Origin of the sequence: Mesorhizobium sp. M00.F.Ca.ET.216.01.1.1 (assembly GCF_004010325.2) — a bacterium.
In the GTDB taxonomy this organism is placed as follows: Bacteria; Pseudomonadota; Alphaproteobacteria; order Rhizobiales; family Rhizobiaceae; genus Mesorhizobium.
Genome location: NZ_SADR02000528.1, coordinates 1 through 289 on the forward strand (window position 1 = coordinate 1; position 289 = coordinate 289).

1 pseudogene is annotated in these 289 nt (G+C 63.3%); it reads left to right on the forward strand.

Features of this window, described 5'->3' with window-relative positions:
* Positions 1-67: 67 nt before the first annotated feature.
* Positions 68-289: pseudogene (locus tag EN859_RS37295) on the forward strand (SAM-dependent methyltransferase); the annotation flags it as partial.

Here is a 289-nt window from a genome sequence, read left to right on the forward strand (position 1 = left end):
CTTTGCCTGCATTTCTGGACACTGCATTGCTGAACGGGACACCTAGGCATTCGGGGCTCAAGGTCTGATGATCGAAACGGCTGACGCCGAGCCGGAATATGACGACACCGCCATCCGCTTCCTCGAGGCGCTCTGGGGCGATGGCTACCTGTCGCCCGGCGGTCCCGAAGAAGTCGACCGCGTCGTCGAAGGCCTGCCGCTCGAAGGCAAGACGATCCTCGATATCGGCTGTGGCTGCGGTGGCATCACGTTGCATCTGGTCGAGAGTCACGGCGCGGCGCACGCCACC